The organism is Lactiplantibacillus sp. C232 (genome assembly GCF_023806725.1).
Lineage (GTDB): Bacteria > Bacillota > Bacilli > Lactobacillales > Lactobacillaceae > Lactiplantibacillus > Lactiplantibacillus plantarum.
In genome coordinates this window covers 56437-79515 of record NZ_JAMSKZ010000006.1, presented here as the reverse complement: position 1 = coordinate 79515, position 23079 = coordinate 56437, and the positions used below count along the sequence as shown (strand labels likewise).

Annotated in this window: 20 protein-coding genes; 5 read left to right on the top strand and 15 right to left on the bottom strand. The window is 44.8% G+C overall.

The window, feature by feature from the left end:
• Positions 1-67: 67 nt before the first annotated feature.
• From prfB to MZO41_RS07575, 5 genes are all read right to left on the bottom strand, one after another.
• A protein-coding gene (gene prfB, locus MZO41_RS07595; protein WP_096641376.1) for a peptide chain release factor 2 occupies positions 68-1184 on the bottom strand; the annotation gives its coding sequence in 2 pieces (ribosomal slippage) (positions 68-1111 and positions 1113-1184; 1116 coding nt in all).
• Positions 1185-1289: 105 nt separating this feature from the next.
• Positions 1290-3653, bottom strand: coding sequence for a preprotein translocase subunit SecA (secA, locus tag MZO41_RS07590; RefSeq protein WP_003643952.1), 2364 nt, complete (start codon positions 3651-3653; stop codon positions 1290-1292).
• Between the two features lie 386 nt (positions 3654-4039).
• Entirely contained in the window at positions 4040-4606 is a 567-nt protein-coding gene (gene hpf / locus MZO41_RS07585; RefSeq protein WP_003637821.1) for a ribosome hibernation-promoting factor, HPF/YfiA family, read from the bottom strand.
• A 133-nt stretch (positions 4607-4739) separates the two neighbouring features.
• A complete protein-coding gene (locus tag MZO41_RS07580) occupies positions 4740-5414 on the bottom strand; it encodes a ComF family protein (RefSeq protein WP_003643951.1) in 675 nt (224 codons plus the stop codon).
• Entirely contained in the window at positions 5374-6726 is a 1353-nt protein-coding gene (locus MZO41_RS07575; protein ID WP_011101146.1) for an ATP-dependent helicase ComFA, read from the bottom strand. Before MZO41_RS07575 ends, MZO41_RS07580 begins: the two co-directional genes overlap by 41 nt.
• 66 nt (positions 6727-6792) lie before the next feature.
• Between MZO41_RS07575 and MZO41_RS07570 the strand changes: the two genes are divergently transcribed.
• Complete coding sequence (locus MZO41_RS07570; RefSeq protein WP_011101145.1) at positions 6793-7440, top strand: YigZ family protein; 648 nt, start codon at positions 6793-6795, stop codon at positions 7438-7440.
• Between the two features lie 190 nt (positions 7441-7630).
• On the opposite strand, the gene MZO41_RS07565 is transcribed toward MZO41_RS07570, so the two are convergent.
• From MZO41_RS07565 to groES, 5 genes are all read right to left on the bottom strand, one after another.
• On the bottom strand, positions 7631-8533 hold the full coding sequence (locus MZO41_RS07565; RefSeq protein WP_003643949.1) for a phosphate ABC transporter substrate-binding protein: 903 nt from the start codon (positions 8531-8533) through the stop codon (positions 7631-7633).
• Positions 8534-8857: 324 nt separating this feature from the next.
• Complete coding sequence (locus MZO41_RS07560; RefSeq protein WP_003640988.1) at positions 8858-9955, bottom strand: glycosyltransferase family 4 protein; 1098 nt, start codon at positions 9953-9955, stop codon at positions 8858-8860.
• A 215-nt stretch (positions 9956-10170) separates the two neighbouring features.
• Positions 10171-12006, bottom strand: a complete 1836-nt coding sequence (kimA, locus tag MZO41_RS07555) for a potassium transporter KimA (protein ID WP_003640987.1) — start codon at positions 12004-12006, stop codon at positions 10171-10173.
• Between the two features lie 249 nt (positions 12007-12255).
• Positions 12256-13881, bottom strand: a complete 1626-nt coding sequence (gene groL / locus MZO41_RS07550) for a chaperonin GroEL (protein ID WP_003640986.1) — start codon at positions 13879-13881, stop codon at positions 12256-12258.
• A 55-nt stretch (positions 13882-13936) separates the two neighbouring features.
• The gene (gene groES, locus MZO41_RS07545; protein ID WP_003640985.1) at positions 13937-14221 is read right to left on the bottom strand and encodes a co-chaperone GroES; all 285 of its coding nucleotides are present in this window, start codon (positions 14219-14221) and stop codon (positions 13937-13939) included.
• A gap of 192 nt (positions 14222-14413) precedes the next feature.
• Here groES and MZO41_RS07540 point away from each other — a divergent pair, with 192 nt between their 5' ends.
• Entirely contained in the window at positions 14414-15058 is a 645-nt protein-coding gene (locus MZO41_RS07540; protein WP_011101144.1) for a CPBP family intramembrane glutamic endopeptidase, read from the top strand.
• 164 nt (positions 15059-15222) lie between these two features.
• On the opposite strand, the gene MZO41_RS07535 is transcribed toward MZO41_RS07540, so the two are convergent.
• Positions 15223-15900, bottom strand: a complete 678-nt coding sequence (locus MZO41_RS07535) for a redox-sensing transcriptional repressor Rex (protein ID WP_003640983.1) — start codon at positions 15898-15900, stop codon at positions 15223-15225.
• Positions 15901-16068: 168 nt separating this feature from the next.
• On the opposite strand from MZO41_RS07535, the gene MZO41_RS07530 reads away from it, so the two are divergent.
• Positions 16069-18051: an ABC-F family ATP-binding cassette domain-containing protein gene (locus MZO41_RS07530; protein WP_013355247.1), complete on the top strand. Its 1983-nt coding sequence runs from the start codon at positions 16069-16071 to the stop codon at positions 18049-18051.
• 472 nt (positions 18052-18523) lie between these two features.
• Positions 18524-18646: a hypothetical protein gene (locus MZO41_RS16825; protein WP_003640981.1), complete on the top strand. Its 123-nt coding sequence runs from the start codon at positions 18524-18526 to the stop codon at positions 18644-18646.
• 291 nt (positions 18647-18937) lie between these two features.
• On the opposite strand, the gene tsaD is transcribed toward MZO41_RS16825, so the two are convergent.
• From tsaD to tsaB, 4 genes are read right to left on the bottom strand one after another with little or no spacing between them, the layout of a single operon-like run.
• Positions 18938-19984, bottom strand: a complete 1047-nt coding sequence (tsaD, locus tag MZO41_RS07525) for a tRNA (adenosine(37)-N6)-threonylcarbamoyltransferase complex transferase subunit TsaD (RefSeq protein ID WP_011101143.1) — start codon at positions 19982-19984, stop codon at positions 18938-18940.
• Positions 19985-19988: 4 nt separating this feature from the next.
• Positions 19989-20444: a ribosomal protein S18-alanine N-acetyltransferase gene (gene rimI / locus MZO41_RS07520; RefSeq protein ID WP_252129668.1), complete on the bottom strand. Its 456-nt coding sequence runs from the start codon at positions 20442-20444 to the stop codon at positions 19989-19991.
• On the bottom strand, positions 20437-21015 hold the full coding sequence (gene rimI / locus MZO41_RS07515) for a ribosomal protein S18-alanine N-acetyltransferase (RefSeq protein WP_011101142.1): 579 nt from the start codon (positions 21013-21015) through the stop codon (positions 20437-20439). Before rimI (MZO41_RS07515) ends, rimI (MZO41_RS07520) begins: the two co-directional genes overlap by 8 nt.
• A complete protein-coding gene (gene tsaB, locus MZO41_RS07510; RefSeq protein WP_003640977.1) occupies positions 20999-21724 on the bottom strand; it encodes a tRNA (adenosine(37)-N6)-threonylcarbamoyltransferase complex dimerization subunit type 1 TsaB in 726 nt (241 codons plus the stop codon). Before tsaB ends, rimI (MZO41_RS07515) begins: the two co-directional genes overlap by 17 nt.
• A 279-nt stretch (positions 21725-22003) precedes the next feature.
• Between tsaB and MZO41_RS07505 the strand changes: the two genes are divergently transcribed.
• Positions 22004-23056, top strand: a complete 1053-nt coding sequence (locus MZO41_RS07505; RefSeq protein ID WP_003640976.1) for a phosphate/phosphite/phosphonate ABC transporter substrate-binding protein — start codon at positions 22004-22006, stop codon at positions 23054-23056.
• Positions 23057-23079 lie beyond the last annotated feature (23 nt).

The window sequence follows — 23079 nt, the reverse complement described above, 5'->3', positions numbered from 1 at the left end:
AGACTAGTAGCCAAAAAAATACTAAGACGACCTGCGCAATGATAGGTCACCTTAGTATTTGTGCAATCTATTGCGGATTACGTTGGGCTAATTTCCATTGTAAGTAAGCATCCATAAACGGATCAAGATCACCATCCATGACAGCCTGCCCATCATGTGATTCATAATTAGTCCGGTGATCCTTGACCATCGTATACGGATGAAAAACGTAGGAGCGAATTTGTGAGCCCCACCCAATGTCCATTTGCTCACCTTGGATGGCCGCCCGTTCCTTAGCCTTCTTCTCTTCTTCACGTTCGTACAACTTCGCTCGTAACATGTTCAATGCTGTTTGTCGGTTCTGTAATTGTGACCGTTGCGCTTGACTGGCAACGACAATTCCCGTTGGCACGTGGGTAATCCGAACCGCTGAAGAAGTCTTATTGACATGTTGTCCACCGGCCCCACTGGCTCGATAAACGTCAATCTTCAAATCTTCAGGTCGAATATCAACATCCACGGTATCATCTAACTCAGGCATCACATCAACACTCGCAAAAGATGTGTGGCGCCGACCAGCCGCATCGAACGGCGAAATCCGAACAAGACGATGAACCCCTTTTTCTGACCGCAAATAACCGTAAGCATTGTGGCCGCTAATTAATAAAGTCACACTCTTAATGCCTGCCTCATCACCAGCTTGGTAGTCAACAGTCTCGACTTTGAAATTGTGACTCGCAGCCCAGCGCGTGTACATTCTTAGTAGCATCGCACCCCAATCTTGGGATTCGGTCCCACCAGCTCCAGGATGGATTTCTAAAATAGCGTTATTGCGGTCGTACGGACCGTCCAAAAGTAAGTTGAGCCGGTACTGTTGTAAATCATGTTCAGCGTGCTGAAAGTCCGTTTCAAACTCAGCCTGCATCTCAGCATCGGGTTCCTCACTCAGTAACTCATAAGCGACTGCCAAGTCACCGACTTCATCAGCTAATTGCTTAAACGTATCATACTTTCCTTTCAACACGTTATTCTCATCGATGACTTTCTGGGCGGCAGCCTGGTCGTCCCAAAAACCGGGTTCGGCCATTCGAGCTTCATTTTCTTGAATGCTTTCGTTCAAAGCATCTAAGTCAAAGCGACCCCCTAAAGTCGTCGACAGCACTTTGCATTTCTTCAATCAGGTGTTTATATTCACTTAATTCCACAAAGGACCCTTCTTTCAACTTATTTATTAATTATTTAATATCTGGTTTAACTGTAAAACGAGCCTAAGACCTTAGTCTTAGACTCGCTAGCACTAACGTTAAATTTTAACGTTGAATATTTTGGCGAATTTCAGACTTCATGAAGAGTCGCGTCGTATCATAATCAATATCCGCAACCATTTCTTCAAACATCTGGTAACCGTCTCGTTGATATTCAACTAACGGATTCAATTGACCATAGCCCCGTAAACCGATCGATTGCCGTAATTGATCCATCGCATCAATGTGATCCGTCCAATGAGAATCGACCACTCGCAGAATAACGACTTTTTCAAATTCTAGCATCTGACCCGCATCGTAAAGCTGTTTAGCCTTGTCCGCATAAATCTTATCGACCCGGTCCATCAAGTAAGCTTCAACCTCTGCTGGCGACTTACCTTTCAAGTCAGCCACACTAATTGAATCTTCCTTCACCATAGCAGCTTGGGCAAAGTCAACAACTGCATCTAAATCCCAGTCCTTGGCATCGCCTTGCATGTGTAACTGAACGGTCCGTTCAACGGTCCGCTTGATCATTGGCATGATAACGGGCTTCAAAGATTTTTCTTCCATAATGACTTGTTGCCGCTCGCCGTAAATCACTTCACGTTGAGCCCGCATAACATCATCATATTGTAAAACGTTCTTCCGGGAGTCATAGTTGTTCCCTTCAACCCGTTTTTGAGCGGACTCAACCTGTCGAGTAATCATCCGTGATTGAATAACCGCATCATCATCTTCAACATTCATCCGTTGCAGGAAGTTCTTGATTCGTTCTGAACCGAACCGTAGCATCAAATCGTCTTCAAGTGAGAGGTAGAATTGTGACATACCAGGATCACCTTGTCGACCAGCACGGCCCCGCAATTGGTTATCAATCCGGCGGGACTCATGACGTTCAGTCCCAATAACGGCGAGCCCCCCGACTTCTTTGACACCAGGTCCCAACTTGATATCGGTCCCCCGACCAGCCATGTTGGTGGCAATGGTAACCGCACCACGTTGACCGGCGTTTGCAACAATGTCAGCTTCCTTCGCATGGTTCTTGGCGTTCAAGACCACGTGCGGAATGTTTTCCTCATCCAAGCGATGCGACAAGTATTCTGACGTTTCCACGGCAACGGTCCCAATTAACATTGGTTGGCCCTTTTCATGGAGTTGTTTGATTTCTTTAACGACCGCGTTGAATTTGCTTTGTAACGTTGGGTAAAGCAAATCTGAACGGTCATCACGAATCATCGGGCGGTTTGTTGGAATCGTAATAACTTCCATGTTATAGATTTCGCGGAATTCTTCTTGTTCCGTCTTGGCCGTCCCAGTCATCCCAGATAACTTTTTGTACATCCGGAATAAGTTTTGGTACGTGATATTCGCCATCGTCTTGGTTTCTTCTTGAATCTCAACGTGTTCCTTAGCTTCAATTGCTTGGTGTAACCCGTCTGAGAAGCGCCGACCATCCATGATCCGCCCCGTAAAGGAATCAACGATCAACGCCTGACCGTCTGAAATCACGTAGTCTTTATCTTTCAACATGATGTAGTTCGCACGCAAAGCTTCATCCAAGTAATGGTTCAACGCCGTATTATCAGTATCGTAAAGGTTTTCCAAGCCAAAGTATTTTTCAGCCTTCCGAATCCCTTCGTCTAATAATGCGACCGTCTTAGATTCCAAGTCAACCTTGTAATCTTCATCCTTCGTCAACGTCTTAGCAAAACGGTCAGCCCGCTTATACATTCCCGTTGTACCTTCTGATTGACCAGAAATGATCAACGGTGTCCGGGCTTCATCAATTAAGATTGAGTCAACTTCATCAATGATGGCAAAATTAAGTGGTCGTTGCACCATGTCTTCACGGTAGACCACCATGTTATCACGTAAGTAATCGAACCCAATTTCACCGTTCGTCGAATAAGTAATATCGGCGTTATAAGCGGCACGTTTTTCTTCAGGCGACTTTTCAGCCCCGTTGATTCCGACGCTCATCCCTAACCAGTTATACAGTTCACCCATTTCAGTCGCATCACGCGCTGATAAGTATTCATTAACTGTTACAACGTGAACACCCTTACCAGAGATGGCATTCAAATAAACTGGCATAGTGGCCGTTAAGGTCTTCCCTTCACCAGTCTTCATTTCAGCAATGTCACCTTGATGCAAAACAATTCCACCGAGGATTTGAACGTGGAATGGGTATAAACCAAGTACCCGCTTCGCACCTTCACGCGCCGTTGCAAATGCTTCGGGCAGCAAATCGTCGAGCGATTCGCCCTCCTTGTACCGTTCACGAAATTCTGGGGTCTTCGCTTGCAAGTCAGCATCACTTAACTTGCCGTATTCGTCGGCATAAGCTTCAACTTTATTAGCAATCTTATCCAGACGCCGAATAGTCCGCTTGTCGCTTTCAACCCAGCGTTTTAAAATGTTGGCCATTTACGTATCCTCTCCAAATAATTAATCTTAATTTTAATTTCAATTGTCCATTTCAAAATAAAATACCATCTGTCATTTTACCATTATTTACTAGCAATGAAAACCACAGGCCCCTATGTAATCGATACCGTCGACCGTTTTATTTACATCCTTAACTAAATATTAGTCTTTAACCACAGCCCAACAATCACTGACCCGTGTTCTTTAATTCTATCAATATTTGCTTAACTGTCTTGAGTCGCTGGCAAAAACGTGCCGTGAGTCGAACTTCAGCTTACTAACGCGGGCTAAGTCACTCTTATGATCACAATATGTTATACGGGCGTTCCGGGATAAAAATAAAGAACTGGTCAACTGACCAGTCCTCATAAGTTGCGCTTTTAAAATTAGTGATTGTCGTCGGTTTCAATCAAACCGTAACGACCATCGTTACGCCGATAGACGATGTTAATTGCGTCCGTTTCCGCGTCTTCGTAGATAAAGAAGTCATGGCCGAGCATATCCATTTGCAGAATCGCTTCTTCATTATCCATTGGCTTTAAAGCCACTCGCTTCGTACGTACAACGTCTAACTTATCGTCCTGATCATTGTCGGCAGCGGCAACTGTTTCATCAGTCGCTGCAAAATCAATCGCTTTATAACCCTTTTCACGGGATTTGCGGTTAACCTTAGTTTTATACTTGCGGATTTGGCGTTCCAACTTGTCAGTAACCAAATCAACACTAGCATACATATCAGGAGAAGTTTCTTCTGCCCGGAGAACTAAATAGGGAAGTGGAATGGTGACTTCGACTTTAGCCGTCTTGTCTGGGTGAACTTTTAAGTTGACATGGGCAATTGAGTCAACATTATTGTCAAAGTACTTCTGTAACTTACCCACCCGTTTTTGAACGTAGTCCCGAATTGCTTGGGTCACTTCGATATTTTCACCGCGAATATTAAAATTTAGCATAGATCTTCTCTCCCTTCACACACATTGCTGTGTACCCAAAGTAATTAAAGGACCACTCTTTAATTACTTTGCTTAAATTCATTATAATAGAAAGCGCTATAATAAACAATCCAAATACCACTTTCCCTCAAAATTAACGTGCTAGTGTTAGCCCCGTCACGCTCTTGGCACCGTTTTCCAAAAGTAGCGTTGCCGCGTGGCGCATCGTTCGGCCGGTAGTATAGATGTCATCTACTAATAATACCCGCCGGCCGGCCAAAATCGTATTAGGAGCCATCTTGAATGGTTGTGGTGTTCTCAACCGCGCTTGCCGGTCTTTCTTAGATTGTGGCACTGACTTCGCTGTTGCCTGGGTCATTAACCCGGGCGCGAGGGGTGCGGCTAACCAGCCGGCAACTTGATTAAAGCCCCGTGTTTGCAATGTTGTGGGCGTGACAGGTACCACTAAGCATATCTCAGCACACCGTTGTACCACTGCTTGTTGCATGATCTTCGCAAAAACTTGGCGTAATTGATAATCACCCTGAAATTTATAGCGTTGAAAATAATCATGCATCGCATCATTATATTCGAACAACGCCTCGTTATGAAAGGGACCGATTTCAGGCCACCGCTGACAATCTGTACACGGTTGTGGTCGTTTTTGAGCACGTCCACATTTGGAACATGCCGTTGCCCGATCGATGCGTACAAATTGCCGCCAACAAACCGAGCAGACGACCGGCCGCATAACCGGCTGCCAACTAAGAATCCAGGGCAACGTAAACTTAGTCGTGATAATGTTGTGACACAGTAGGCATGCTAGCACGTAATTGTCGCCCCTTTCGATTGATCACCCGAATCTGGCGCTGAGCGCGTTTGATATTGCGGCTATGACTGTGACAAATAAACCAGACGAGGCCAGTCGGACGCTCACTGCTGCGTCCGACCCGTCCTGCAATCTGGACGAGGGCAGCCGTAGAAAACACTTCGTCGTCCGCACCAAGCACAATCACATCGATTCCCGGAAACGTCACCCCTCGTTCCAATATCGTCGTCGTAACTAAGTATTGAAACTGCTGGTTCCGCATTTGTTGAACCTTAGTCAGTCGCTCAGGATCGGCTGAGTACACCGTCTCTCCGGTCATATGGGGAAAATAGTGTTGGAGTACCGCAAACACTGGCGCTAATTGTTGGATGCGCGGGACAAATAGTAAAAAGCGCTGGTGCTGTTGTTGATACTGTTGGAGTTGCCGGATAAGGTCTCGTGGTAATTTTCCTTGTTGCAAGAGCCGAGCCCAATTTGGCTGTAGCTTAACCTTAATTGCCGGTAATAAATGTTGGTGAAACCGCAATGGTAAATAACTGATTGCAAGCTCACCACGATGAACTTGGGACAACAAACTTTGGCTGGGCGTCGCGGTCAAATAAAGAATGGCCCCCTCCACCTTAGCTGCCTGATTCACTGCAAACGCCAAACGGGGATTGGCAGCAAACGGAAACGCGTCAACTTCATCAATGATCAATACGTCAAACGCCTGACGAAAACGTAGCAATTGATGCGTCGTACAAATCGTCAGCTGCGTATACTGATAGGGAGCGGGATTGCGGCCATGTAGCACAGCAATTTGAACATCAGCAAAGGCCGCCTGGAGCCGGGGTGCTAACTCTAAGCAAACATCGACTCGTGGTGAAGCAATGGCGACCCGCCACTGATGCGCTAACGCCCACGCAATACCTGGAAACAGCATTTCAGTTTTTCCAGCTCCCGTCACCGCCCATAATAATTGCCGTTTATGCGCCATGAAGTTAGCTTTGATTGATTGCGCGCAGTCCGCTTGCTGGGGCGTTAGGGTTCCTTGCCACGTGCAAACCGGGACCGTTGCAAAAGCATTCGGTTCTGGCATATGATAGAGTTTAACTAGTGTACTCACTCGACCTAAATTTAAACATTGATAACAGTAATATTGCTGATTGGGTAATTGGGCTCGCAGTCGGTCCAAGTGACTGCCGCAACGCTGACAGATAATTTGATGTTCATCAACCTGCATGGCTGGCAGTATCTGCGTGCCAGCAGGTACTGCGGCAGCCTCATTTGCAGATAATGCGAGCTGACGACCGTATAAGACTTGTGCTTCCATTGTGCGTACCTCCTTAGTTATCAAGTACGCCATTTAACGATTTATTCACGAAAGGAACCGATTAATTTGACTAAACCCTACTACACCATCACCCAAGACACGGTATTTGAACAAACCATCAAAAAGTCTCGCTTCATCGCTCATCTATACCGCATCAGTGACGAAGTGGATGCTCAAGCTAAGATTGCCGCTGTTCGAGCAGATAATCCTAAGGCCAACCACAACTGTTTCGCCTACATGCTTGGTGATGATGATCATATTCAGCGGATGAGTGATGACGGTGAACCAGTCGGAACTGCGGGCTCACCAATCTTAGAAGTGCTCAAGACCAACGAGCTACACGACGTGCTTGCGGTCGTGACCCGTTATTTTGGTGGTATCAAGCTTGGCGCCGGTGGACTGATCCGAGCTTATAATGGCACCCCCGCGCAAGCAATTGAAGTCAGTGGTAAGGTTCAGCGAATCTTACAAGCCCGCATCGCCATCACGCTCGACTATCGTAACGTCGATGCTTTAACCTACTATTTACAACAAAATAAGCTAACGACCCTGAATACCGACTACGGTGTTCAAGTCACACAAATCATCGCAGTCACTCAATCCGAAATTGCAACGATTCAGCAGGACATCACTAACCTCTTGAGCGGTCAAGTTACCTTTTCGGAGCAAGGTGAACAATTTACAGAAATTCCGGTCACTACGCCTGGCAACTAGATTGCTGGTTATATATAATTGGGAGCCTCACAAACTTTGATTGGCAGTCAAAATCGAAACAGCCAACTCGTCTTAACAATAACACCCAGCACTTGAGCCGATGATTTGTTTTTTCATTGTTAAAGTCCGCGTTGCACTAATTGCGGCCCATAAAAAAAGTCGAGCTATCGCTCGACTTTTTGTCTGTTATTTATTTTAAATTAGTGATTGCACCAGATTGGCCACGATCAACCTTCATCGAAGTCAATGGAATATATCCTAATTTCTCAACTAAACTACCTTGAACGGCTTTAGAAGTCATGTAAGTTAAGAAGTTCTTCAACTCCCCAGTTGGTTGCCCCTTAGTATACATGTGTTCATAAGCCCAAATCTTCCACTTGTTCGTCGCTACGTTAGCTTCGGTTGGTTTGACGTTATCAATAGAAAGCGCCTGAACGTCACTCTTAACGTATGAGAATGCTAAGTAACTGATGGCACCAGGCGTGGTGCTAACAATTTTTTGAACGGTCCCATTCGAATCTTGTTCTTGGCTAGTTGCGACCTTCGCGTTGTCTAATCCCCATTTTTCAAACGTCGCCCGGGTCCCACTACCTTGAGCACGGTTAACGACGGTAATCTTTTCGTCCTTACCGCCAACATCTTTCCAGTTAGTGATCTTGCCTTGGAAAATCTTGATAAGTTGTTCTTTTGAAATATTAGTGACACCGGCATCCTTATTAATAACGGGTGCCATCCCCACAACAGCCACTTTATGGTCAACTAACCCTTTGGCGTCTAACCCCTTTTGTTCCTGTGCAAATAAATCAGAGTTCCCAATATTGACTGAACCCTTCGCCACCTGACTTAAGCCTGCTCCTGAACCACCACCCTGAACGTTAATGGTCACGTTAGCATGTTCGTTCTGGTAAGCCTGTCCAGCCTGTTCCACTAATGGTTGTAAAGCGGTTGAACCAGTTGCAACGATCTTAGTAGTCTTGGAACTACCACTACTGCTACTAGTACTCTTCGTACTTGTGGCTGAGCTACTGCCGCAACCAGCTAGTAAAATGGTCATCGTTACTGCCAATGCGCCGAGTGTCAGTGCTTTTTTCATAATTGAAACTCCCCTTCTTCAATTGACTATCAAAATTAAGCAACCAACCCGGCAACCATCATAGCAAAACTGGGTAGGAGTGCTACGACTAGTGATGGAGCAACATCATCGTCCGACGGTTACACGTAATTGATTGCTTCGGAACATGCTTAATATTACTAATCGTTTGTAAATTGTGAATGACGATTGTGTAAATTGCTTGTATAGTTTTGGTAAAGTTAAGATTGATGAACCAACTGATGACCAACTAAAAACAGGCATCACCGCTAATCACACGGTAGATGCCTGTAACACTTTAATAATTTTCAATGATTTATTTGGTTTTTAATGATTACTCTTGGAGGTCAAACGCGCGACGGTCCGTTTGATCCAATCCAGTAGCGGTTGCCGATTGTCACCAGCTAATCCGATTGCTTCAACGAATAACTCTAGCCCAAATAATAAACCAATCGTCAATAACACAGAACCCCAAATAGATGAGATCGGATAGAGCAATGAAATAAATGAGAAAATAAGTGCAATCCCATAAATTACCATCACAGTCTGTCGATGGGTCAATCCTAATTGCATCAAGCGGTGGTGCAAATGATGCTTATCCGCTTGCGAAATGGGCTTCTTATTCAGGATCCGTCGAATCATCGCATACACCGTATCCGTAATTGGCACTCCCAGGATCATAACCGGAATACCAACTGAGATTAAGGTGACATTTTTCAATCCAAATAATGAGAACACAGCCGTCATAAAGCCGATAAACAACGAACCGGTATCACCGAGATAAATTCTAGCTGGAAAGAAATTATACGGAAGAAAGCCAATCATCGCCGCAACTAAAGTAAAAATCAACAACGAAACGAACATATTAGCATTCAAGAAGAACAACCCGATGATCCCCATGGTACTCAACGAAATAATCGAAACACCGGTAGCTAACCCATCCAGTCCATCAATTAAGTTCACCGCATTCGTGATAGCCAGTATCCACAGTAAAGTCACCGGTAAACTCAGCCACTGAAAGTGAATCAGCCCCAGCAACGGGAACGTGAAGGTCGTCATTCGGATACCACCAATAAAGTAGACCTCCAAAGCGGCTAACGTAATCCCTAACATTTTTTGCCGTGGTTTTAGCTCATAAATATCATCGATAACACCAGTCGCAATAATGATCAGCTCACCACCGAGTAGTGCGAAAAAAATGCGACTGGGAAACTGGTGCATGAGATACAACACAGTCGTCCCAACGGTGTAAGAGATAAAAATAGCCAAGCCTCCCATTGTCGGCATTGGAATTTTATTGACCCGTCGTACATTTGGTTTATCCACGGCACCAATTTTAAATGCAAGTTTCCGCACAAACGGCGTCAAGATCGCAGAAAGTATCATGGTCGCCACTAGGCTTACTAGGATTTCAAATCTGATCATTTGTGCGTAACTCCCTTCTCACTCTATTACGATAATTATACAAATCCCAGTGACGCTTGACAACTCGCTTCACTAAAACTTAGTAAAGGCAACACAATTCGTTCACATTTGCCGGTCACTGGGCTGATTAAGTATCTAAATTATAACCTTAGTTACTCATATTATGACACAAAAATAAAAACCCGGTAGCTATACCGGGTTTCAATACTAAGTCACTATTCTTTTAAATGGTAATTATAAGTTGAAACAATAATATTTTCACGAGAATTTAATACCGCTCGTAATCGGAGACTCGTTTGATTATGCAAAATATTCTGCCATGGTTTCTTCGGCACGAATTGTGGGACAAGAACCGTTGTCGAGAAGTTGCGTTCCGCTGCTCGTTTAGCAATCACATCGCAGAATCGTAACGTCGGTGTTGCAATCGACCGATACGACGAATGGATGTCCACGAAACGGACGTCTGGGAAGGTCTCTTTGAACTCTGCCGCCGTCTTGTGTTCCTTTTCAGGGTTCTCATCAAAGGACACGTGCATCGCAATGACGTAATCTCCGATGGATCGCGCGTAGTTGACTGCTTGAGCAGTTACCCGCGTCACATTCGAGACGAGGACGATCACCGTTGCACCGTCATAATCATGAATCGCCGCTTTTTCCTTGGCAACCACGCGTAACTGGGCCGCAACCCGGTTATAGTGCACGTGGATTCGGTAGAACATGTACAGTAAGAGTGGCATAACGATTAAGTATGGCCAAACATTGCCGAAATGTAGCAAGAATAGGAAAATCACTAGGAGAATTGAAATCAACGCCCCAAGTAAGTTTACCGCCGCCTTCATCCACCACCATTGCCCCCGTTCGCGGAACCAATGAATAATCATACCAGATTGCGACAAAGTAAATGGGACAAAGACCCCCACCGCATAAAGTGGAATCAAAAGCGTCGTCTTCCCATGAAAGATAAAGATCAACGCAATTGCCCCGACCGCCAATGAGATAATCCCATTGGAGTAACCCAAGCGATCCCCACGATCCATGTAAGCATGTGGTAGAAATTTATCTTTAGCCAAGTTATAAGCTAAAATTGGAAAGGCTGAAAAACCAGTATTTGCCGCAACGGCCAGAATTAACGCCGTCGATAATTGTAACAAGTAGTAGAATAAGCCGTGACCAAAGACCGCCGTAGCAATTTGTGACAAGACGGTATTGTCTACTTGTGGCTTAACGCCTAAGTAATAACTTAAATAAGTAATACCACCAAAGAAGACGGCCAAGACTAATGACATGATTGCTAGCGTGTTCGCCGCATTCTTGCGTTTCGGTCGTTTGAAGTTTGGCACCGCATTACTGATTGCTTCCACCCCAGTCAGCGAGGACGAGCCGGAAGAAAAGGCCCGTAAGAACAGCACCAGGGTCATCCCTTGAACCGGTGCTCCAACTGCTGCGGAGGCGTGGTAAGTTAAGTTACCACTCGCAATATTCATAACGCCCCATAGAATCATGCCGATAATCATAATAATGAAAAAATAAACGGGGAACGTTAAGAATGATGCGGATTCGCGCATTCCACGCAAATTTAACGCCATGATGGCGATGACAATCAGTACGGCAATCAATACTTGATAATTAGCTAGCGCCGGAATCGCCGACGTGATTGCTTCAGTACCAGAAGTGACGGAAACCGCTACGGTCAGCATATAATCAACCAGCAGTGATCCCCCGGCAACTAATCCGGCTGGCCGCCCCCAGTTCGTACTTGCCACCACGTAGGCGCCACCGCCAGATGGATAAGCCCGAATAATTTGTCGGTACGACATCGTAATAGCAAACAACAGCACTAACACAAGCGCCGCCACGTACAATTGATACATCAACGCGGCCGCTGAAAGTGTAATCAAAACGGTCGTAATCTGTTCAGTACCGTAAGCCACCGATGATAGCGCATCTGACGATAGCAGCGCCAGTGCCTTGAACTTGGTGAGTGCTTGCCCACCCTCGTCCATGGTTTTTAACGGTTTCCCAATAACTAACCGCTTTAAATAACGCCACATGATAATAACTCCTTTATTCCAAAATAATTATCCCAAAGTAAACTGAGTCAAAGTAGATTCTACTACTTTACCCTGCCAAATACTACCAGTTAAATGTCGGGTGCTTCACCGCACCCACATTTTGCGTTAACGACTAATCCTACCGCTCTAATATGGATAAATCAATACCTTTATTCTAGTCGATTCACACCCTAACAGCACTAAAAAAGCACTTACTCAGCCGAGTAAGTGCTTAATGTTACGATTTGTTTACATCATACCGCCCATACCTGGGTTTGGTGCGGCTGGTGCAGCTGGTGCATTTTCTTCAGGTTTTTCAGCGACAACGGCTTCAGTCGTTAAGAGAAGGGCTGAAACAGAAGCGGCATTTTGTAAAGCAGAACGCGTTACCTTAGTTGGGTCCACGATACCAGCTTTGATCATGTCAACCCATTCATCAGTTGCGGCGTTGAAACCAACACCTGGCTTTTGTTCCTTCATCTTTTCAACGATAACAGAGCCTTCTAAACCAGCATTTTCAGCGATTTGGCGAACTGGTTCTTCCAAAGCACGTTTAACAATGTTGATCCCAGTTTGAACGTCACCAGTTTCCTTCAATGCAGCAACATCTTTGATAACGTTAATCAAAGCAGTACCACCACCAGCAACAAAGCCTTCTTCAACGGCGGCCCGAGTTGCGTTCAAAGCATCTTCAATCCGGTATTTACGTTCCTTCAATTCAGTTTCAGTAGCGGCACCGACACGAACAACGGCAACCCCACCAGCTAATTTAGCTAAACGTTCTTGTAACTTTTCTTTGTCAAAGTCAGAAGTTGTTTCACCGATTTGGTTACGGATAAATTCAACCCGTTCTGAGATAGCATCCTTGGAACCAGCGCCTTCAACAATGGTGGTGTTATCCTTAGTAACCGTAACTTTGTTGGCTTGACCTAATTGATCGATGGTCGTGTCCTTCAATTCAAGGCCAAGGTCGTCAGTGATAACCGTCCCGCCAGTTAAGATAGCGATATCTTGTAATTGTTCCTTACGCCGATCACCAAAACCGGGTGCCTTAACGGCGACAACGTTAAACGTCCCACGCATCTTGTTCAAGACTAAGGTTGGTAAAGCTTCACCAGAAATGTCATCAGCAATGATCAACAATGGCTTGCCTTGTTCAACGATGGATTGTAATAGTGGTAAGATATCTTGAATGTTTGAAATCTTCTTATCAGTAATTAAGATATATGGATTGTCAAGATCCGCTTCCATCTTATCATTATCAGTAACCATGTATTGTGATAAGTAGCCGCGGTCGAATTGCATCCCTTCAACAACGTCTAAGCTAGTATCAACACCACGTGATTCTTCAATCGTGATAACACCGTCATGACCAACTTTTTCCATGGCTTCGGCAATCAATTTACCAGTTTCTTCACTTGCTGAAGATACAGAAGCGATTTGCGCAATATCTTCTTGCGTCTTAACTTCGTGTGCCATAGCGTGTAATGAGTCAACCGCCGTCTTAGTAGCTTCTTCAATCCCACGACGAATGCCAACAGGGTTAGCACCGGCCGTAACGTTCTTCATACCTTCATTAACGATTGATTGTGTTAAGACCGTTGCAGTAGTCGTCCCATCACCAGCGATGTCATTAGTCTTTGAAGCAACTTCAGAAACTAACTTAGCACCCATGTTTTCGAAATGATCGTCTAATTCGATCGCCTTAGCAATCGTTACACCATCATTAGTAATTGTTGGTGAACCATATGATTGTTCCAAAACAACGTTGCGACCCTTAGGACCTAACGTTGACTTAACTGTGTCAGCTAATTGATCGACACCTTTTAGCATCGCTGAACGTGCATCTTCAGAGAACTTTAATTCTTTAGCCATTATCTCTATTCACCTCATGAATTTAATTTATTTTAAGTTGCGCAATTTAAATGGATTAGTCTTCGATTGCAACGATATCTTTTTCGTGCAATACCAAATACTTAGCACCTTGATACTTGACTTCGGTACCGGCATACTTATCGAATAATACTTGATCGCCGACCTTCACGCTGGGGTCAACTTTTGTCCCGTTATCTAAAACACGACCGTCATTGACGGCAACAACCTTACCGCTTTGGGGCTTTTCCTTAGCGTTATTGGCAATGACAATACCGCCAATTGTTTGTTCTTCTTCTTCTTGTTGTTGCAAGATAACGCGATCTCCTAATGGTTTTAACACGTGAATCCCTCCATTTATTCTTTTTTAGCACTCCTCAACCTCAAGTGCTAATTACATTGTCAACTATATCATTTTAATTCAAGATTGCAAGTGATTTGTCAATTATTAGTCAAAGAATGTCAAATCGACTATAATGAATACTATTGAAGTATCAATAAATCTTAAATCAAACTTTTAAAAGGACGTGACTTGATGGTTAATCGCCGCCAATCAATCTTTATTCTTATCATCTACTTTATTATTTACGCACTACCGAGCGTCCTTGTGACTGCTTTCCATCAGCTAGGGGCCCAAGTATTCGTGATTCAAACGGTCGACTACTTAGTCGGTGCAATCCTACTCATCTGGTTGGCGAGTCGCATGCGGACAAAAAACGTTGTTGAAAAACAACCAAGTAACTGGTTCATGACGTTCATCTGGGGATTGATCGGTCTTGTCCTAGTCATCATTGGTCAAGTCATCATTTTAAAAATGACGGCTTTACTGGGACAGTCAACAGCGTCAACCAACACGACCACCCTCTTAACTGTTGGGCAACAATATCCCGCTTTCTTCTTAGCCATCATTGTCGGTGCCCCGATTATGGAAGAAATCGTCTTCCGCAAAGTTATCTTTGGCAATCTAAGTGCGGTTACTGGTCAGATTGGGGCGGCCTTGATTTCTAGTGTGTTATTTAGCTTTGCACATGCGGATGGTCACTTTATCCTCTATGCCTTTATCGGGTTATTATTCTGCTGGTTATACCAGCACACCGGTCGGATTCAAACATCGATGACGGCCCACATCCTAATGAACGCATCGGTTGTGTTACCCACGTTATTAGGCTTACTGCACTAGTATCATTACTAGGTAGCGCTAACCTAGCGTTTCAACGTTAATTTTCACCGAATATTTATACGTTACAATCAATGATTCGTGATCTAAGTATGTTAAAAAAGCTTCCCTGAATAATTCAGAGAAGCCTTTTTATAGCCATTTAATTTCAAAGATAAAGCGAGTTATTAATCTTCAGTCTCATTTTCATCGTCATTACCATTGTCACCTAATTGCTGACCGTAATGTTCAATGAAGTAGATCAATGTTTGTAATTCGTTGGTCAAATCAACGTTCTGAACCCGTACTGTCTCAGGAACGGAGATTCGTAACGGCGTAAAGTTCATGATTCCTTTGACGTTTGCATCAACCAAGTCATCGGTAATTTTCTGAACAACCGTGGTTGGCACCGTTAAGATAGCAATCTCAATCTGTTGTTCGATCAATTGCTTTTTGAGCTCCGTCATTGGGTACACTGGAACCCCACTTTGGACTGTATTGGCAATCGCCTCGTTGACATCAAATGCTGCTGAAATGCGGACATTACTGTTTTTGTGAAAATTAAAGTTCAGTAGGGCGTGGCCCAAATTACCGACCCCAATTAAAGCAACATTCGTTAAGGTGTCTTGATTTAAAATCTTTTTGAAAAATGCAAGTAACGTTTCAACATCGTATCCATACCCTCGTTTGCCGAGCGCCCCAAAATACGAGAAATCTCGCCGAATCGTTGCTGAATCTACTTTAACCGCCTCGGACAACTCGGTCGATGAGACCCGCTTCTTATCTGCATCTAGCAAGATATTTAAATAGCGGTAATAAATCGGTAACCGTTTTGCCGTTGCCCGTGGAATTTTTGTTTCTGCCATTCGGACGTGTCCTCCTAATTAAAAGTTTGTGAATTTGCTGACACTATTCTAGCATAACGCGTGACTTTGTGAAATAATAATTACTTATTATTCCGAATAATTGGGTCAGGCCGTTACAATATGCTACAATTATGTCACGAATTAAATGTGAAAGGAGCTTAATAAAGCGTGATTTTACTACAAGTACAGCAAGTTATGCGGCGTTTTGGCGCCGATGTCTTGTTCGATAACGTACAAATGGATATTCAAGAACACGCTCGGGTGGCCCTCGTCGGTCGAAACGGGGCCGGAAAATCAACCTTACTTAAAATGATTGCCGGCGAAACGGTACCGGACGAAGGCCAGATTTCAATGCGCAAGGGCTTAACAATCGGTTACTTGGCGCAAGACCAAGGACTGGATAGTAACAATACGATTTGGGAAGAAATGAGTAGTGTCTTTGCTGAGTTACATGCCATCGAAAAACGGATGCACCAGCTCGAAAATCAATTGAGCGACCCCGCAATCATGAATGATGAGCAGGCTTATCAACAGACCCTGAAAACCTATGATCAGATTCAAACTGGATTTCAACAAAAAAACGGGTACGGCTACCAAGCTGAGATTCGGGGCGTGTTGCACGGCTTCCAATTCGACGCCGATGTGTACGATAAGTCGGTGACGGCACTATCCGGTGGACAAAAGACCCAGTTGGCCTTGGCCAAGTTGTTACTTGAAAAACGGGACTTGCTTATCCTTGACGAACCGACGAACCACTTGGACGTCGAAACTCTTACTTGGTTGGAAAGCTATCTCCAGTCTTACTCTGGTGCGCTGCTAATCGTTAGCCATGACCGTTATTTCTTAGACCGGGTCGTTAACGAAGTCTATGACTTATCACACCATGAAATGGTGCACTACACTGGTAACTACGACCAGTTTGTGCAAGAAAAAGCGGCTCGAATCCAAGCACAATGGAAACATTATGAAAAGCAACAAGCGGAGATCAGCAAGCTTGAAGACTTTGTTAATCGTAACATCGTGCGTGCTTCTACGACAAAACGGGCCCAGGCTCGGCGTAAGCAGTTAGCAAAGATGGACCGCCTTGACCGCCCTGATAGTGACGAGAAGACTGCCCACTTTGGCTTTCATGCGGCTAAACAAAGCGGCAACATTGTGTTGACCGTCAAAGATGCAGCCGTGGGCTATGATGGTCAGATTCTTTCGGAACCCGACAACTTGAATATTAAGAAACATGAAGCTATTGCCATTGTTGGACCGAACGGTATTGGAAAATCGACTTTCCTAAAGAGTATTTTGGGACAGATTCCATTCATTAAAGGCCAGGCCGTTTTTGGCACCAACGTCGTTACGGGCTACTACGATCAAGAGCAACGTAATTTAAACGACAAAAAAACCGTCCTCAGTGAACTTTGGGATGAACATCCCACCACTCCTGAAAAAGACATTCGTACCATTTTGGGCAGTTTTCTCTTCACTGGTGAAGATGTTGATAAACCCGTTCATGCCCTATCTGGTGGAGAACGAGCCCGGTTACTGTTGACCAAACTTGCCATGCAAAATGACAACTTCTTAATCTTAGATGAACCAACTAACCACTTGGATATCGATAGCCGTGAAGTTTTGGAAGTCGCCCTCAACGACTTTGACGGCACCCTTTTGTTCGTGTCACATGACCGCTACTTCATTAACCAAGTCGCCACGAGTGTCGTAGAGGTTTCTCCGGAAGGCACGGAACTCTTCTTAGGTGATTACGACTACTACATCGACAAGAAACAAGAGCAAGCTGAAATCGCGGCTGCGGCTGCTAGCCAAGCGGCCGAAAAAGCTGCTGAAGCCGGTGCAGCGGATTCAACCAGTGCCACAACTGCTGCTCCCCGCTCCAAAGGCCAGCAAAATTACCAAGCCAGCAAGCAGCAACAACGTGAAAAGCGCAAGCTCGAGCGCTCAGTTGCCGCCCTGGAAGAACAGATGACTGCCTTAGATGAACAAGCCACACAGATTCAAACTGAAATGGCGCAACCTGAAGTATCGGCCGATGTTGGTAAACTACAAGACCTACAAAAAGAACTTGAAGCCATCAATACTCAACAAGAACAAGTTGAAACCGAATGGACCGAACAAGCTGAAGCTTTAGAAGAATTGAGCTAATTTTCCAATGACTCATCAGATAAAAATAATAGTCGCCTCAAGAATTAATATAATTCTTAAGGCGACTATTATTTTGCCCCTATCCGCGGCATAAATCATGATTGAAAGGTGCCGGTTAGGTGGGTTCCTGTTCGTCAGCAATGCGCGTCCGATTCCGACCTCCGGGGCTGGGTGACAATTGCTGGAACGTAAGCCGACGTCGATTTGAGTCTTATTCTAAGCCGGAAGGAACCCACTTCCAGCTAAGAATAATTTGGCTACTGAGCATTGTCACCCAGCCCCTCCAGTCGGGATGCCGCTCGAATGGCTGATGAACGGCCACTGAACTCGGTACAATTTGTCGTTGGCTATTTTGATACTGAACCCTTTAAGTCAAATATCAGAGTGCCTTCTCCACTTTTTCGAAATATTCAATTATTACTACGGTAATTCAGAAATAGTGAGTTATCACAAGACCTTTTCAATCTGACAGTTGATTGATAAAATTAACGTTTATGAAAAACAACGACAAATCCAGCAAAAGTTGAGTACGCCCCTATCAGCCATTCGAACGCTATCCCGACTGGAAGGCGTTTCTGACAATGCCCAGTGGTGAAATTTCACTTAGCAAGCGTCCTGTGCTTGGTTAGTGAAAGGCCAGTATTTGAGACGTGGTTTTTCGGCTCAAATCTGTGCCCACCACGTTCCGGCAATTGGCAGAAATGCCTGGAGGTCGGTGTAGGACGAACTAACTAAGCAAGTTTACACTAACTTGAACTATTTCCAGCGGGCTTAAGCTGGTCATTTTTGATTCTAGGAATCATCCTCTTTTAATCATAATTAATGAAAAGATACTAAAACGGGTGTGAAAAGGACTGTCTTTTCACACCCGTTTATAACTGCTTCATTACTTCAACATACCTGGCATCCAATCAAATTCTAAGCTTGGATCGGCATTCAGCGTCGCGTCGCCGAATTGGTGATGCTGATATTGAACATAGCCCGCAGCACCAATCATGGCACCATTATCACCGCATAACTTTAGAGGCGCTAAGATTAGTTCGGTGTCAGGGAAAGCGGCTGGTAAATCTTGTTGTAACCGTTCACGTAGCCCCTGGTTAGCTGCAACGCCACCGGCTAAGACCAATTGCTTAACTGGATATTGTTTAAGGACTCGTAACGTTTTACTCATCAGGACATCAACCACGCTAGCCTGAAAGCTAGCCGCTAAATCGTTCTTATCCAGAGTCGCGCCAATTTGATCTGCGTGATGGACCGTATTGATGAACGCACTCTTCAGCCCACTAAAACTAAAATCGTAATTATCTTCATCAATCATTGCTCGCGGAAATTTGAAAGTGTCGTGGCCTGCATGTGCCATCTCGTCAATGACTTTACCTGCCGGATATGGAACACCCAATACCCGACCGATTTTATCATAGGCTTCACCAGCCGCATCGTCACGTGTTTCACCTATAATCTCAAATTGCCCATCTGCTTGCATGTAGACCAATTCAGTATGACCGCCAGAAACTAATAGTGCCATTAGCGGAAATTCGAACGGCTTAACGAACCGAGCAGCATAAATGTGCCCAGCCATATGGTTAACTGGAATCAGCGGTAATTGGTGCGCGTATGCCACTGTCTTAGCTGCATTAACACCGACTAACAGTGCCCCCACTAGACCGGGGCCATACGTCACGGCAACAGCATCAAGGTCAGCATACGTCACGTGTGCCTCTTGAAGTGCGGCTTCAATACAAATTGTAATTTGTTCAATATGATGACGGCTGGCAACTTCAGGAACCACGCCACCAAACCGTTTGTGACTATTAATCTGCGTTGCAATCACGTTGGATAAAATCTCATGGCCATCTTTGATCACTGCCACACTAGTCTCGTCACAACTGGACTCAAACGCTAAAATCAAGTTTTGTTTTTCCACGGTTCCCATCCTTTTAATTAATCATTTTACGCATGATCCACGCATCTTCTTCGGGATCATGATAATATTCCTTACGCGTGGCAATCTGGTCAAAGCCGCATTGCTGATACAAGCGCTGGGCGGCGAGATTACTAGCCCGGACTTCTAGGAATACGGACCCTGCCAATAATTGTGCTAAGCAGGCTGTTAATAACCACCGCGCATGCCCTTGACGCTGATAGGCCGGATCAATTGCAATATTCGTAATTTCGGTCTCATCAAGCACTGTTGAGCGGCTGACAAACCCGATCAGTTCATCCTGCCACCGTAATAAATCATAGTGTACCGTTGGTAACGCCATGTCCGCCGCAAACGTCGCTTGCCGCCAAGGTGCGCCACCGGGATATGCTAATGTCGCTAACTGGTAACAAACTTGGACGGCCCGACCCGCGTCAAGCTGCGTACTGGCGACAAGCTGTCGTTCAGTCATCCGTAGCTACCGGAATACGATAAGTCATATCAATAGCATCTTCATGGTCGCCAAAATAGTACCGTTTCTTGATACCAGTCTTTTCAAACCCTAAATCGCGGTAAAGTTGTTGCGCAATCGTATTACTGTAACGAACCTCAAGGGTCACCGTTTGGTAATGCAACTTACGCGCCCGCTTCATCATGACTTGCATCATAAAATGGCCTAGTCCTTGGCCTTGAACATCAGGATGTACAGCAATATTGGTGATATGTGCATCTTGGCGGCGATCATCAAAGACACAACCACAAAAAGCGACGAGGCGATCTTCATGACGCATCACAATATAGAAACGACCGCTCTGTCGGCGAAGTTCCGTCTTAAACGCATTTTCATCCCACGGTGTCTGTCCCGCATATACGGCCCGTTCAATGGCTAGCATCTCGGGCACATCGGTAATCAGTGCGCGTGAGACATAGTAATTGACTTCGCCCACTTTAACGATGTGATTTTGAATGGCCAATACACGTTGGCGGCGTTGATTGCCACCGGTGGTCATTTTTTGAAAGTACTCCTTAAATTTTCTCAACATAGGGCGCATGTTCCTTTTCTGGGTGCTTGGCTTGCCAATCACGTTCAGCTTGCGTTAAACGCAAATAGTTCGGCACAAAGTTATGAATTTCACTCACGGGTGTCAGCGTTCGACCCATCAAACCTAGTACTACGGCTTGGGGCAAGTCAAGTTGTGGGGCTGCACGAACGAACTGCTTGGCTAACGATTGCTGCAAAGCATCCGCATATTGATCGACATCCGCGCCGACAAAGGTAATTGGTTCATCATAACTAGCTAATCGTTGGCCCCACTCGGTCACACTGATATGTTGATCAGCGATAACGGCAACTGGACGCTGGTTCTTAATCCGATATAACCCGGCAAAGATGTTGTCACGACGCGCATCAAATAACGGCGCCACTAATTGGCCTTCCGTCACAATGTTGCCAGCTAACACGGCCAAACTCGATACACCAACTAAGGCTTTATCTAATGTAAAGGCAAGTGTTTTAGCAGTCGTCACGCCAATTCGCAACCCCGTATACGACCCTGGTCCGGCAGCAACGACGATCCGGTCTAAATCAGCTGGTGCCAATTTAGCTTGAGCCATGGCTTGTTCAATAATTGGTAATAATGTACTACTGTGGTTACGGCCAACATTAGTGGTCGTTGTGGCCAAGATCTGGGTATCTTCTAATACCGCGACACTCAATGGCCGATTCGAAGTATCAATCGCCAACAACTTCATAATTTTAAAAAACTCCTCATTTTGAATTACTTCACATATCTTATCATAATTTACTTACTTTGAAAGCTTTACGGTAGTAACCAACCAATTCAATCCAGAAACAATCAACAACTATCCTGACCAGTTTCCACTCATACTTACCAATCACTGAATTGAAAACCGAATGTAAATATTATTTACATAACTTATACATATACTTCACTAATCCTTGTCCGCACATTTACAATACCTTGTTATGCTACACAAGTAACTAAAATTACTTGGAGGTAATTGGAAACTATGTCAAAAGTTAGTAAGTCATTATTAGGTCTTTCATTCATTTCGGTTTTAGGTTTAGGACTCGCAGGTTGCGCTAGCGGAACCAGTGCTAAATCTGGTGGTAGCAGTACGGATAGCAGCAAAACCATCACGGTGGTCTTCTATCCTAACGAATCAGCCAAGAGTTTTGCTGGTTCCCGTACGGCCATTAAGCAAGCAGTTGAAAAGGCAACGGGTAAGACGGTTAAATTACAAACCACGACCGACTATAACGTTGCGATCCAAGCAATTGCATCCGGCAAAGCTCAAGTCGCATACATGGGGGCTAACGGTTATATCCAAGCACACCACAAGAGCAAAGATGTTGTACCTTTTGCCGCACAATCTGATGCTAAAGGTACCTTGAAAGACGCTACTTATAACTCCTACTTAATGGTACAACAAAAAGATGCCAAAAAGTATGAAGAAAACGGTAAGTACAGTATTAAGAACGTCAAAGGCAAGAAGATGTCTTATGTTTCCAATAGTTCAACTTCAGGCTTCTTAGTACCAACGGCTGAAATCTCACGTGAATTCAACATCAAAACCGCTGACCAAGATAAATTAACTCAAAGCGGATCATTCTTTAGTAAAGTGCTCTATGGTGGCTCTCATCAGGGTTCCGCGGTCAACTTACTCAAGGGGGATGCGGATGTCGCTGCCTTTGATGATGCTGATTTAATGCCATACTTAAACGTTACCAAGGGATCATGGGACAAGGTCGGCTCAACTTTCACTGTTAAGGATAACGCCGAAGCGCCATTTACAAGTTTAGCCGGCAAGTCGGTCGTTAACATTGCCATGATGCCTGTTCAACAAGGCCCATGGGTATACAATACCAAGTCCCTCAGCAAGGATGATCAAAAGAAGATCGCCACTGAGTTCACGTCGAAGTCCTTTGCCCAAAACAAAAAGATCTTCTCTGAACCAAATGCGAAGACACCAATGATGTTCCCTAAGAAATCAGAAAAGTCCAAATTAGTTAATGTTACCGACAAGTGGTACGCGCCAACGCATAAGTTAGTAGGTTACTAAACCACGTACCATTAGTTCACAAT

Excerpts from the sequence above, each read along its gene's own strand:
- tsaB (WP_003640977.1), bottom strand. The coding sequence starts at position 21,724 with ATGAAGTTGTTGGCGATTGATACTTCGAATCGGCCATTGAGTGTCGCG.
- MZO41_RS07575 (WP_011101146.1), bottom strand. The coding sequence starts at position 6,726 with ATGGAAGCACAAGTCTTATACGGTCGTCAGCTCGCATTATCTGCAAAT.
- MZO41_RS07505 (WP_003640976.1), top strand. The coding sequence starts at position 22,004 with ATGTCAAAAGTTAGTAAGTCATTATTAGGTCTTTCATTCATTTCGGTT.
- groL (WP_003640986.1), bottom strand. The coding sequence starts at position 13,881 with ATGGCTAAAGAATTAAAGTTCTCTGAAGATGCACGTTCAGCGATGCTA.
- MZO41_RS07540 (WP_011101144.1), top strand. The coding sequence starts at position 14,414 with ATGGTTAATCGCCGCCAATCAATCTTTATTCTTATCATCTACTTTATT.
- kimA (WP_003640987.1), bottom strand. The coding sequence starts at position 12,006 with ATGTGGCGTTATTTAAAGCGGTTAGTTATTGGGAAACCGTTAAAAACC.
- hpf (WP_003637821.1), bottom strand. The coding sequence starts at position 4,606 with ATGCTAAATTTTAATATTCGCGGTGAAAATATCGAAGTGACCCAAGCA.
- MZO41_RS07535 (WP_003640983.1), bottom strand. The coding sequence starts at position 15,900 with ATGGCAGAAACAAAAATTCCACGGGCAACGGCAAAACGGTTACCGATT.
- MZO41_RS07565 (WP_003643949.1), bottom strand. The coding sequence starts at position 8,533 with ATGAAAAAAGCACTGACACTCGGCGCATTGGCAGTAACGATGACCATT.
- rimI (WP_011101142.1), bottom strand. The coding sequence starts at position 21,015 with ATGTTGAGAAAATTTAAGGAGTACTTTCAAAAAATGACCACCGGTGGC.
- secA (WP_003643952.1), bottom strand. The coding sequence starts at position 3,653 with ATGGCCAACATTTTAAAACGCTGGGTTGAAAGCGACAAGCGGACTATT.
- MZO41_RS07560 (WP_003640988.1), bottom strand. The coding sequence starts at position 9,955 with ATGATCAGATTTGAAATCCTAGTAAGCCTAGTGGCGACCATGATACTT.
- tsaD (WP_011101143.1), bottom strand. The coding sequence starts at position 19,984 with ATGGGAACCGTGGAAAAACAAAACTTGATTTTAGCGTTTGAGTCCAGT.
- rimI (WP_252129668.1), bottom strand. The coding sequence starts at position 20,444 with ATGACTGAACGACAGCTTGTCGCCAGTACGCAGCTTGACGCGGGTCGG.